10 protein-coding genes are annotated in these 11,470 nt (G+C 73.1%); 1 reads left to right on the forward strand and 9 read right to left on the reverse strand.

Features of this window, described 5'->3' with window-relative positions; genetic code table 11:
- Nucleotides 1-180 precede the first annotated feature (180 nt).
- The gene (locus tag FHX46_RS18640) at nt 181-675 is read right to left on the reverse strand and encodes a DinB family protein (RefSeq protein ID WP_313886179.1); all 495 of its coding nucleotides are present in this window, start codon (nt 673-675) and stop codon (nt 181-183) included.
- A 65-nt stretch (nt 676-740) separates the two neighbouring features.
- On the opposite strand from FHX46_RS18640, the gene FHX46_RS18645 reads away from it, so the two are divergent.
- Complete coding sequence (locus FHX46_RS18645) at nt 741-1,175, forward strand: OsmC family peroxiredoxin (protein WP_167116602.1); 435 nt, start codon at nt 741-743, stop codon at nt 1,173-1,175.
- Between the two features lie 25 nt (nt 1,176-1,200).
- On the opposite strand, the gene FHX46_RS18650 is transcribed toward FHX46_RS18645, so the two are convergent.
- Genes FHX46_RS18650 through FHX46_RS18685 form a run of 8 tightly spaced genes read right to left on the reverse strand, consistent with a single transcriptional unit; the run spans nt 1,201 to nt 11,453 of the window.
- Nucleotides 1,201-1,992: a cell division protein FtsQ/DivIB gene (locus FHX46_RS18650; RefSeq protein WP_167116605.1), complete on the reverse strand. Its 792-nt coding sequence runs from the start codon at nt 1,990-1,992 to the stop codon at nt 1,201-1,203.
- Nucleotides 1,993-3,402 carry a UDP-N-acetylmuramate--L-alanine ligase gene (murC, locus tag FHX46_RS18655; RefSeq protein WP_167116608.1) on the reverse strand — a complete coding sequence of 470 codons (1,410 nt, stop codon included), beginning with the start codon at nt 3,400-3,402 and terminating at the stop codon, nt 1,993-1,995.
- Entirely contained in the window at nt 3,399-4,502 is a 1,104-nt protein-coding gene (gene murG, locus FHX46_RS18660) for an undecaprenyldiphospho-muramoylpentapeptide beta-N-acetylglucosaminyltransferase (RefSeq protein WP_167116611.1), read from the reverse strand. The genes murC and murG overlap by 4 nt, the downstream gene beginning before the upstream one ends.
- A gap of 6 nt (nt 4,503-4,508) precedes the next feature.
- On the reverse strand, nt 4,509-5,930 hold the full coding sequence (gene ftsW, locus FHX46_RS18665) for a putative lipid II flippase FtsW (protein ID WP_167116615.1): 1,422 nt from the start codon (nt 5,928-5,930) through the stop codon (nt 4,509-4,511).
- Complete coding sequence (gene murD, locus FHX46_RS18670) at nt 5,917-7,311, reverse strand: UDP-N-acetylmuramoyl-L-alanine--D-glutamate ligase (RefSeq protein ID WP_167116618.1); 1,395 nt, start codon at nt 7,309-7,311, stop codon at nt 5,917-5,919. The genes ftsW and murD overlap by 14 nt, the downstream gene beginning before the upstream one ends.
- Before the next feature lie 4 nt (nt 7,312-7,315).
- Complete coding sequence (gene mraY, locus FHX46_RS18675; RefSeq protein WP_167116621.1) at nt 7,316-8,401, reverse strand: phospho-N-acetylmuramoyl-pentapeptide-transferase; 1,086 nt, start codon at nt 8,399-8,401, stop codon at nt 7,316-7,318.
- The gene (locus tag FHX46_RS18680; RefSeq protein ID WP_167116624.1) at nt 8,398-9,867 is read right to left on the reverse strand and encodes a UDP-N-acetylmuramoyl-tripeptide--D-alanyl-D-alanine ligase; all 1,470 of its coding nucleotides are present in this window, start codon (nt 9,865-9,867) and stop codon (nt 8,398-8,400) included. The genes mraY and FHX46_RS18680 overlap by 4 nt, the downstream gene beginning before the upstream one ends.
- Nucleotides 9,864-11,453: a UDP-N-acetylmuramoyl-L-alanyl-D-glutamate--2,6-diaminopimelate ligase gene (locus tag FHX46_RS18685; protein WP_167116627.1), complete on the reverse strand. Its 1,590-nt coding sequence runs from the start codon at nt 11,451-11,453 to the stop codon at nt 9,864-9,866. The genes FHX46_RS18680 and FHX46_RS18685 overlap by 4 nt, the downstream gene beginning before the upstream one ends.
- Nucleotides 11,454-11,470: the final 17 nt, after the last annotated feature.

An 11,470-nucleotide genomic window follows, 5' to 3' on the forward strand; every position in this document is an offset into this window, starting at 1 on the left:
TTCCTATCGTGAATTCCTCGTACCGCTCACCGGGAGCGAAAAACCCTCAACCTAAACTCAAGGTTCAGAGTTATGTCAACTCCCCGCTCCGTCCGCCGAAGGTAGGGATCCGGCGGAGCGGAATCCAGTAGCCACGCCGCGTGTCGGGCGTGGCATTGCAAAATCCTGGCACCGGCGGTCTCATTCGCCGGTGCGGCCGTCGATCATCTCGCGCAGCAGGTCCAGGTGCCCGGCGTGCCGCCCGGTCTCTTCCACCAGGTGGATCAGCACATACCGGAGGTTGATCGAGCCGCCCCGGAACGGCACCCGGCTCTCCGGTTCCAGCTTCGCGGCGATCTCCCGGCTGACGGCGCATTGCGCACGGTAACCGGCCACCAGATCCCCGAGGGGCACGGTGAGCGCCTCCCGGAACTCGGCGTCGGGGTCCCGGTCCAGCCGCGCGGCCCACCGGTTCGGGCGGCCGTCGAGAACCACTTCGAACCAGTAGTGCTCGACGTAGGTCAGATGGCCGACGAGGCCGGCGATCGTGGTCAGCTCGCTGGGGACCAGGCTGCGGCGGGCCTGCTCGTCGGTCAGGCCCGCGCACTTGAGCTCCACGGCCTCCCGCAGGAAGTCCAGGAAGCCGCTCAGCTGGTCGTACTCACCGCCGTCACGGGCCGGTTCGGTCCTGATCACGGTGCGAGCTTCCCACATCCGAGACTACGGTTGCGCTGTCCCGGTCTCGTCGAAAGGGGAACACCATGCCCAGCCGCGACGCCACCACCCACTGGGAAGGCGGCCTGCACAACGGCTCCGGCCACGTCACGCTCGACTCGTCCAACGCCGGCCAGTTCGACGTGTCCTTCCCGACGCGCGCGGGCAGCCCGGAGGGCCGGACCAGCCCGAAGGAGCTCATCGCCGCCGCGCACTCGTCGTGCCTGGCGATGAACCTGTCCGGTGTGCTGGAGTCGGAGAACCTGACCGCGGAGTCGATCGACGTGAGCGCCGAGGTCACCCTCGGGCCGGCCGACGGCGGCGGGCTCGAGATCAGCGGCATCGCGGTCACCCTGCGCGCCCGGGTGCCCGGCGTGGACGCGGCGAAGTTCGCCGAGCTCGCCAAAACCGCGGAGCAAACCTGCCCGGTCTTCAAGGCACTGGCCGGAACGACGATCACGCTCGACGCCGCACTGGACTGACGTCCGGGCCCTGGACCGGAGCCGGTCAGGAGACGGTGGGCAGCTCGGGGCTGGCGACGTCGTAGGTCTGGCCCTCGCGGGTCAGCAGCACGCCCAGCACGCGCGCCTTGCGGTCCGCGTTCTCCGCACTGCCCCACCGCACGGTCTTGCCCGTGGTCAGCGTGAACTCCACGCCCCCTGGCGTTCTGGCTCGCACCACGGCGATCTGGCCCTTCAGCGGCTGCGGCACGGTCGCCAGCACGGCCACCACCGAGCGCGTCACCGGATCGTCCGGCGACACAACCGCCAGCTGGAGCTCCGGCAGGCCCTCCGGCTTGTTCTGCACCGTCTTGTAGTCCAGGCCACCGGAATCGACGAGGTGCAGCCCGTCCGCCGCCGCGGTGAACCCGACCGGTGTCCGCTCCGTCACCGTGATGTCCACAGTAGACGGCCAGGAACGGGAGACGTCCACAGTGGCCACGCCGGGGATCGCCGTGACCCGGGCCGCTATTCCACCGGTGTCCAGCAGCAGCATCGGCTTGCGGTCCGGCACCGCTGCCGCGGCCAGGATCTGGTCGCCCGGCACGCTGCGCGCCCCGTGCACCTCGACCGATCGCACTCCCAGCAACGAGGTGAACAGCACGACGTACCCGAGCCCGAGCACCGACAGCACGGTCAGCACCGCCACCCAGCGGCGGCGCAACGCGCGCCGGCGGGACAGACCCGTCCCGGTGCGCCGCCGGGCGGCCAGCGGGCGGCGGCCCCGCCTGCTGCGCGCGGCCGACGGCCGCCGCGTGGACGGCCTGCTGCGCTCCTCGCTCCCCGCTCGCGCCGCCACCTAGCCCCCGGCCCGCCGGTCCAGCTCGGCCAGGATCTCCGGACCGAGCTGGGTCACGTCGCCCGCGCCCATGGTCACCAGCAGGTCCCCGGGCTTGACCAGATCGGCGGCCAGCGCCACGGCCCGGTCGAAAGCCGGCTCGTAGTGCACCCCCGCGCCGGTGATCCGCTCCGCGATGAGCGCCCCGCTGACCCCCGGCTCCGGCTCCTCCCGCGCCCCGTACACGTCCAGCAGCACGACCTCGTCGGCCAGCCCGAGCGCGCTCGCGAACTCCGCGGCGAACAGCTTGGTGCGCGAGTACAGGTGCGGCTGGAACACCACGACCACCCGGCCGCCGCCCGCCGCGTGCCGCACCGCCCGCAGCTGGGCCGCGACCTCCGTCGGGTGGTGGGCGTAGTCGTCGTAGACCCGCACGTCCCCGGCCCGGCCCTTGAACTCGAACCGCCGCCGCACACCCCCGAACGCGGCCAGCCCCTCGGCCAGCCCGTCCAGCGGCGCGCCCAGCTCCAGCCCGGCCAGCAGTGCCGCGACCGCGTTGAACGCCATGTGCTCACCCGGCACCGCGACCCGCACCTCGGTCTCCGCGCCGTCCAGGGCGATCCGGACCACTCCGCCGACGTCGGCCGGGCGGTAGTCCAGCACCCGCGCGTCACCCGGAGCGGTCACCGAGCGGCCGTAGCGGCGCACCCGCACGCCCTCGCGGGCGGCGTGGTCACCGAGGGCGTTCGCGGCCTCGTCGTCGGCGCACACGATGAGCAGCCCGCCCGGCTCGATCCGGCCGGTGAACCGCGTGAAGACCGCGGTGTAGGCCTCGGCGGTGCCGTGGTGGTCCAGATGGTCGGGCTCCACGTTCGTCACCACCGCCACCGACGGCGAGTAGCTCAGGAACGACCCGTCGCTCTCGTCGGCCTCGGCGACGAACAACCCGCCTTCGCCGTGGTGGGCGTTGGCGCCGGACTCGTTGAGGTCGCCGCCGATCGCGAACGACGGGTCCAGGCGGCAGTGCTGCAGCGCGACCGTGAGCATCGACGTGGTCGACGTCTTGCCGTGGGTCCCGGCGATGCACGCGACCCGGTGCCCGGCCATCAGCAGCGCCAGCGCCTGCGCCCGGTGCAGCACCGGGATGCCGCGCTCACGGGCGGCCACCAGCTCCGGGTTGCTCTCCTTGATCGCGGTGGACACCACCACGGCGGACGGGCCGCCGGGCAGCGCGTCCAGGTTCTGCGGGCGCTGCCCGATGCCGATCTCCGCGCCCTGCGCCCGCAGCGTCAGGAACGCCCGGGAGTCCTTGGCATCCGAACCCGACACCCGGGCGCCACGCGCCAGCAGGATCCGGGCGATGCCGCTCATGCCGGCGCCGCCGATCCCGATCAGGTGGGCCCGGCTCAGCTCGGCGGGGACGTCGCTCACTTGCCGCACACCTCCAGGACGATGCGCGCCAGCACCTCGTCGGCCTCGCGGTGCCCCAGCCCGACGGCCGCGGCTCCCATCTTCCCGACCCGGTCCGGGTCGGTGAGCAGCGGCACGACCAGCTCGGCCACCTTCGCCGGGCTCAGGTCGGCGTCGGCGACCATCAGCGCCGCACCCGCGTCCACCGCCGGCCGCGCGTTGACCGCCTGCTCGCCGTTGCCGTGCGGCAGCGGCACGAACACCGCCGGCAACCCGACCGCGGACACCTCGGCGACGGTCATCGCACCCGACCGGCACAGCACCAGGTCCGCGGCCGCATAGGCCAGGTCCATCCGCTCCAGGTAGGGCACCGGCACGTACGCCGGCCGGCCCGGGAACTCCTGCACCACCAGGCTGTGCTTCGGGCCGTGCGCGTGCAGCACCCCGATCCCGGCGCCGGCCAGCTCCCCGGCCGCCCCGGAGACCGCGGCGTTGATCGACTGGGCACCCTGCGAACCGCCGAACACCAGCAGCGTCGGCGCGTCCGGGTCGAGGCCGAAGTGCTCGCGCGCCTGCGCCCGCAGCGCCGCGCGGTCCAGCGAGGTGATCGAGCGCCGCAGCGGGATCCCGACGACCTCCGCGCCGGGCAGCGGCGTGCCCGGGACTGCGACGGCGACCCGCTCCGCGAACCGGGCACCGACCCGGTTGGCCAGGCCGGGCGACTGGTTGGCCTCGTGCACCACGATCGGCACCCGGCCGCGGGCGGCGAAGTAGGCGGGCAGCGACACGTAACCGCCGAACCCGACCACGACGTCCGCCCCGACCCGGTCCAGGACCGCACGGGTCTGCTTGACCGAGTCGCGGACCTTCAGGGGCAACCGCAGCAGGTCCGTGGTCGGCTTGCGCGGCAACGGCACCGGCGGGATCAGCTCCAGCGGGTAACCGCGCGCCGGGACGAGCCTGTTCTCCAGTCCCCGGGACGTGCCCAGGGCGACCACCGTGGCGTCCGGCCGCAGCCGCCGCACGGCGTCGGCCAGCGCCAGCGCGGGTTCGATGTGTCCGGCCGTGCCGCCGCCCGCCACCACCACGGTGGGAGCCACGCCGGTAACCGCCTTGCTCACTTGCTCCTACGTCCCTCTCCGCACTGAACTTCCCCGTCTGCCCGGCGCCGCGCGCCGGCGCTCGGGCGCCTGCGCCGATCGTGCCCCGCGGGCCGACGGGCGGTCACCGCGGGGGGTGCCGCGCCCGCTGCCCCGCCGCCGGGCCGGCGGCCGGTAGACCTCGGGTGCCGGCAGGCGCAGGAGACGGCCGAACTTACCCGGTCCCTGCGAGCGCAACGCGGCGACCGACTCCGGTTCGTGCCGCGCGGCGTTGGCCAGCAAACCCATCAGGAACATGGTGACCCAGATCGACGTGCCACCCGCCGAGATCAGCGGCAGCGTCACGCCGGTGACCGGCAGCAGACCCACCACGTAACCGATGTTGATGCCGGCCTGGGACACCGTGAACACCGTCAGCGTGCCCGCGGTGATCCGGATCCACGGGTCCAGGTTACGCATGGCGATGCGCAGCCCGACGATCGCGAGCCCGACGAAGAGGCCGATCACCACGATGCAGCCGATGAACCCGAGCTCCTCGCCGATCACCGCGAAGATGAAGTCGTTCTGCACGTTCGGCAGGTAGGACCACTTCGACGGGCCCTGCCCGAGCCCCTTGCCGAACAGCCCGCCGTCGGCCAGCGCGTACTTGGCCTGCGTGGCCTGGTAGGCCGCGCCGCTGGTGTCCGACCCCGGCGACAGGAACGACAGGACCCGCGACATCCGGTAGGACGCGGTGAGCGCGAGCACCACGGCCCCGGCGACACCGCCGGCGAGGATCACCGCGAACAGCCGCTTCGGCGCGCCGGCGAACCACAGCAGCGACATCAGCACCACGCCGAGCGTGATCGTGCCGGACAGGTTCGGCTGCGCCATGACCAGCGCGAACATCAGCAGCGCGACCGGCACCACCGGCACCATCAGGTGCCGCCACTGGTGCAGCACGTGGTACTTGGTGACCAGCACGTGCGCGCCCCACAGCGCGAAGGCGACCTTGGTGAACTCCACCGGCTGCACCGAGAACCCGCCGACGACGAACCACCGCTGGGCGCCGCCACCGGCCGAACCGAGCGGCGTCAGCACCAGCGCCAGCATCGACAGGCACACCACCACGCCCATCGACGACAGCGCGCGGGTGCGCCGCAGCGGCATCCGCAGCGCCACCCAGAACACCACCGAACCGCTCAGCACGAAGATCAGGTGCTTCTTGAACAGCGAATACACCCCAGCCCCGGTGTCCGGGTCGACCGAGGCGACCGAGGACGCCGACAGCACCATCACGATGCCGATCGAGGTGAGCAGACCGGTGAGCGCCAGCACCAGGTGGAAGTCGGCCAGCGGGCGCGACAGCCACGCGGTCAGCGCGGTGAAGGTCGCGCGCGCCGGGCTGGGCCGGTCACCGCGTTTGCGCTGGCGTTCCTGCTTCTGGTCCGGCTCCTCAACGACCGTCATCGGCAGACCCCGTCGCACGGGCCAGGACCGCGTCGGCGAAGGCGTCGCCCCGATGGGCGTAGTTGCGGAACATGTCCAGGGAAGCCCCGGCCGGTGCCAGCAGCACCACGTCACCGGGCCGGGCCAGGTCGCTGGCCACCAAGACCGCCTCGTTCATGGCCTCATCGTCACCCGAAGCGACCCGGTGGACGGGGACATCCGGCGCGTGTCGCGCGAGAGCGGCGGCGATCACCGGCGCGTCCGCGCCCATCAGCACCACCCCCCGCAGCCGGCCCGCGACCACCTCGACCAGGTCGTCGACCGCGGCGCCCTTGAGCTGGCCGCCCGCGATCCACACCACGCTGGCGTGCGCGAGCAGGGAGCCGGCAGCGGCGTGCGGATTGGTGGCCTTGGAGTCGTTCACGTAGCGGACCCCGCCGAACTCGCCCACCTCGACGGCCCGGTGCGCGCCCGGCTGGAACTCGCGCAGCCCCTTGGCCACCGCGCCCGGCTCGACGCCGTAGGCCCGGGCCAGTGCTGCGGCGGCGAGCGCGTTGGCCAGGTTGTGCGGGCCGGGCGGCCGCACCTCGGCGGCGGAGATCAGTTCGTCGGCGGAACTCTGCGGATCCGGCCCGTAAGCGCGGTCGATCAGCAGGTCCTCGACCAGGCCCAGCTCCCCCGGCCGGGGGGTGTCCAGCCGGAACCCCACCCGCTGCGCCCCGGCGGGCGCGTAGGAGTCGGCCAGCCGCACCGACCACGGGTCGTCGGCGTTGTGCACCACGACCGACGAGTGCGCGTGGATGGTGCCCTTCGCGGCGGCGTACTCCGCGAGCGTGCCGTGCCAGTCCAGGTGGTCCTCGGCGAGGTTGAGCACCACCGAGGCGTGCGGGGCCAGCGTCGAGGACCAGTGCAGCTGGAAGCTGGACAGCTCCACCGCCAGCGCCTGGTACCCCTCGAAGACGGCGTCCAGCACCGGCAGGCCGATGTTGCCGCAAGCCAGTGCGTGCACGCCGCCGGCGCGCAGCATCGACTCCAGCATCCCGACCGTGGTGGTCTTGCCGTTGGTGCCGGTGACGGCGAGCCAGGTGGCCGGGTCCGGCAGGTCGCGGGAGGCGCGCCAGGCGAGCTCGACGTCACCGATCACCTCGATGCCGGCCGTGGCCGCGGCGACCAGCAGCGGTGCCGTCGGCCGCCAGCCGGGGCTGGTGACCACGAGGTCGGTCCCGGCCGGCGGGGCGTCCAGCCCGGGGATCAGCTCGGCACCCAGGCCGTCCAGCTCGGCGAGCCGGCCGGCGTCGCCGTCGGTCACGGTGACCCGGGCGCCCCGCTCGGTCAGCGCCCGCACCGCCGAGCGGCCGGTCACCCCGGCGCCGGCGACGAGGACGTTGCGTCCGGCGAACACGGTCCTAGCCTCCCGCGCCGAGCTGTTCGGAGTAGAAGAGGCCGAGACCGAACATGCAGCAGATCGCGGCGAGCAACCAGAACCGGATGATCACGGTGGTCTCGGCCCAGCCCGCCAGCTCGAAGTGGTGGTGGAACGGGGCCATCCGGAACAGCCGGCGCCGGGTCGTGCGGAACACCGCGATCTGCAGCACCACCGAGATCATCTCGACCATGAACAGGCCGCCGATGACGATGGCGAGCAGCTCGGTCCGGGTGAGGATGGACAGGCCCGCGACCAGGCCGCCCAGCGCGAGCGACCCGGTGTCGCCCATGAAGATTTTCGCCGGGGCGGCGTTCCACCACAGGAACCCGATGCACGCCCCCGCCGCGGCGGCCGCGACGACCGCGAGGTCCAGCGGGTCGCGCACGTCGTAACAGGCGGCCTGCGGGGTCACCACGCAGGACAGCCGGGCCTGCCAGAACGCGATCACCACGTAGGTCGCCAGCACCATCGCCGAGGTGCCGCCGGCCAGGCCGTCCAGGCCGTCGGTGAAGTTCACCGCGTTCGACCAGCCGGAGATGACCACGTAGCAGAAGATCACGAAGATCACGGCGGGGAAGGTGATCAGCGCGAGGTCGCGGACGTAGCTCAGGTGCAGCGACGCCGGGGTGAGGCCGTAGCGGTCGGCGAACTGCAGCGCCATGATCCCGAACGCCACCGCGACCACCAGCTGGCCGACCAGCTTCGCGGTCTTGTTCAGCCCCAGGTTGCGCTGCTTGCGGATCTTGATGAAGTCGTCGAGGAACCCGACCACGCCCAGGCCCACCGCGAGGAACAGCACCAGCAGGCCGGACGCCGACGGGCCGTCGTTCCCGCTGTCGGTGCCCATCCAGTTCACCAGGTGCGCGGCGAAGTAGCCGACCACCATCGCGACGATGATCGCGACCCCGCCCATCGTGGGCGTGCCGCGCTTGGACTTGTGGCCCTGCGGGCCTTCCTCGCGGATCTCCTGGCCGAAGCCCTGCCGGGAGAACACCCGGATCAGGTAGGGCGTGAGCAGGATGGAGACCAGGAGACCGATCGCGGCCGCGATCAGAATGCTGATCACGCAACACCTTCCTTGAGCAGTGCGTCGGCGACGAGCCAGAGCTCGGCGACCTTCGAAGCTTTCACGAGCACGACGTCACCGGGCTCCAGCTGCTCCTGCAGGAGCGTGATCGCGGCCTCGGCGTCGGGCACCAGCACGGACTCCTCACCCCACGAACCCTCGTGGCTGGCGCCCTGGTGCATCGCCGCGGCGTCGTCCCCGACCACCACGAGCCTGCTGATGTTGAGCCGGACCGCGAGGCGGCCGATCTCGTCGTGCGCGGACACGCTATCGGCACCGAGTTCGGCCATCACACCGAGGACCGCCCAGGAGCGCCGGCCGCGGCTGGCCGAGGCCAGGGTCTTGAGCGCGGCGCGCATCGACTCGGGGTTGGCGTTGTAGGAGTCGTTCATGACCACCACGCCGTCGGGGCGGGTGGTGACCTCCATGCGCCGTGCGGAGCGGCGCTGCGCGGCCGACAGCCGCTGCGCGATCTCCTCCACGGTGGCGCCCAGCTCCAGTGCGATCGCCGCGGCCGTCAGCGCGTTGCCGACGTGGTGCTCGCCGTACAGCGACAGCGTGACCGGCGCCGTACCGGACGGCGTGATCAGCCGGAACGAGGCCCGGGCCTGCTCGTCGAGCGTGATGTCCTCGGCGCGCACCTGGGCGTCCGGGTGCTCGCCGACGCCCACGACGCGCGCCGTGGTCCGGCTCGCCATCGCGGAGACCAGCGGGTCGTCCAGGTTGAGGATCGCGACCCCGCCCTGCGCGGCCGGTGGCAGGGCCTCGACCAGTTCGCCCTTGGTTTTCGCGATGCCCTCGCGCGAGCCGAACTCGCCGACGTGGGCGCTGCCCACGTTGAGCACGGCCCCGATGCGCGGCGGGGCGATCTCCGCGAGGTGGGCGATGTGTCCCGGCCCGCGGGCGGACATCTCCAGCACCAGGTGCCGGGTGTTCTCGTCGGCGCGCAGCGCGGTCCACGGGTGGCCGAGCTCGTTGTTGAACGACCCCGGCGGCGCGACGGTCGGGCCCATCGGCTCGAGCAACTGGGCGATGAGGTCCTTGGTGGAGGTCTTGCCGGACGAGCCGGTCACCCCGATGACGGTGAGCCCGGCGCGGGACAGCTCGAGCACCACGTACCGGGCCAGCTTGCCCAGCGCGGCGAGCACCGCCGCCCCGGAGCCGTCCCGGTCGCCGGTCAGCGCGACCGAGCGCTCGTGCGCCTCGCCGGGCGGCAGCGGCGGCACGATCACCGCCGGTGCGTCCACCTCGCGTGCGGCGAGCACACCGGCCGCACCGCTCTCCACCGCCCTGGCGGCGAAGTCGTGCCCGTCGACCTTCTCGCCGGGCAGGGCGGCGAACAGGCCGCCCGGCGTCAGCTTGCGGGAGTCGAACTCGACGGTGCCGGTGACCGTCTCGCGACCGTCGGTGCGGTGCAGCCGCCCGCCGGTGACGGCGGCGATCTGCTCGAGCGTGAGCGGGATCAACGGGTCTCCTGGTTGTCTTCGAGCCGGCGCCGGATCGCCGCCGCCAGCTCGTCGCGGTCGGAGAAGGGGTGCACGACGCCCGCGGCCTCCTGGCCCGTCTCGTGGCCCTTCCCCGCGATCAGCACGACGTCCCCCCGGCGGGCCAGCTCGACCGCCCGGACGATCGCCTCGCGCCGGTCGCCGATCTCGAGCACCTCGCCGGCCTCGTGCCCGGCGGCGCGGGCACCGGCGAGCATCGCCGCCCGGATCGCGGCCGGGTCCTCGGAGCGGGGGTTGTCGTCGGTGACGATGAGGACCTCGCTGCGCCGGGCCGCCGCCTCGCCCATCATCGGGCGCTTCGCGGTGTCCCGGTCGCCGCCGCAGCCGAGGACGGTGATGATCCGGCCCTCGGTGCGGGCGCGCAGCGCGTCCAGCGCCTGCGCCACCGCGGCCGGCTTGTGCGCGTAGTCGACCACGGCGGTGAAGTCCTGGCCCAGGTAGACCCGTTCCATCCGGCCGGGGACCTCGACGTGCGCCAGACCGGTGACCGTCTCCTCCAGGCCGACCCCGCACGTGTCCAGGATCGCCGCCGCGAGCACGGCGTTGGCGATGTTGAACGTGCCGGGCAACGGGAGCGTGGCGCGCGCCGAGCGGCCGCCCGGCGCGTGCAGCGTGAACGTCTGCTCACCGGCGGCGGTGGTGGCGAAGTCGGTGGCCGTCCAGCTCGCGTCCACGCCGGGCTCGGTGGTCACCGTGACGGTGTGCGGGGTGACCAGCTGCTGGCCCCACGCGGTGTCGATGCACACCACCTCGGTGGTGGAGCGGCCGTCGAACAGCAGCGACTTGGCCGCGAAGTACTCCTCCATGTCCCGGTGGAAGTCGAGGTGGTCCTGGGAGAGGTTGGTGAACGCGCCGACCGCGAAGCGGGTGCCGTTCACCCGGCCCAGCGCCAGCGCGTGGCTGGACACCTCCATCGGCACGTGGGTGACGCCCTGTTCGACCATCACCGCGAGCAGCGCCTGCAGATCGGGCGCCTCCGGCGTGGTGAACGCGCTGGCCAGCCGCTCCCCGGCGAGCCGGGTCTCGATCGTGCCGATCAGCCCGGTGACGTGCCCGGCGGCGCGCAGGCCGGACTCGACCAGGTAGGTGGTGGTGGTCTTGCCGGAGGTGCCGGTGATGCCGAGGACGGCCAGCTCCAGCGACGGCTCGCCGTAGATCCAGGCGGCCACCGGCCCGAGCACCCCGCGCGGATCCGGGTGCACCAGCACCGGGACGCCCGCGTCGCGCAGCGCCGGCCGCTGCGCACCGGCCTCGTCCGTGAGCACCGCGGCCGCGCCCGCCGCGATGGCGTCCGCGGCGAAGTCGGCGCCGTGCGCCCGCGCGCCCGGCAGCGCGGCGAACAGGTCGCCGGGCAGGACGTGCTGCGCCCGCAGCGTGGCCCCGGTCACCACCGTGTCACCGGGCCAGTGCGGCTCGCCGACCAGGCGCGCGTCCGCGCGCGCCACCAGGGTGGTGAGCGGGACCGGCTCGATGCGGGTCGGCCGTGGCGGCGCCACCGCCGCCTTCACGGGGCTGTCCGGTACCCGCCCCTCCGCTTCCTGCGACATGGTGCTGTTTCCAGACG

The sequence above is a fragment of the Amycolatopsis viridis genome (assembly GCF_011758765.1).
Taxonomy (GTDB): Bacteria; Actinomycetota; Actinomycetes; order Mycobacteriales; family Pseudonocardiaceae; genus Amycolatopsis_E; species Amycolatopsis_E viridis.

Excerpts from the sequence above, each read along its gene's own strand:
- FHX46_RS18685 (WP_167116627.1), bottom strand. The coding sequence starts at position 11,453 with ATGTCGCAGGAAGCGGAGGGGCGGGTACCGGACAGCCCCGTGAAGGCG.
- FHX46_RS18645 (WP_167116602.1), top strand. The coding sequence starts at position 741 with ATGCCCAGCCGCGACGCCACCACCCACTGGGAAGGCGGCCTGCACAAC.
- ftsW (WP_167116615.1), bottom strand. The coding sequence starts at position 5,930 with ATGACGGTCGTTGAGGAGCCGGACCAGAAGCAGGAACGCCAGCGCAAA.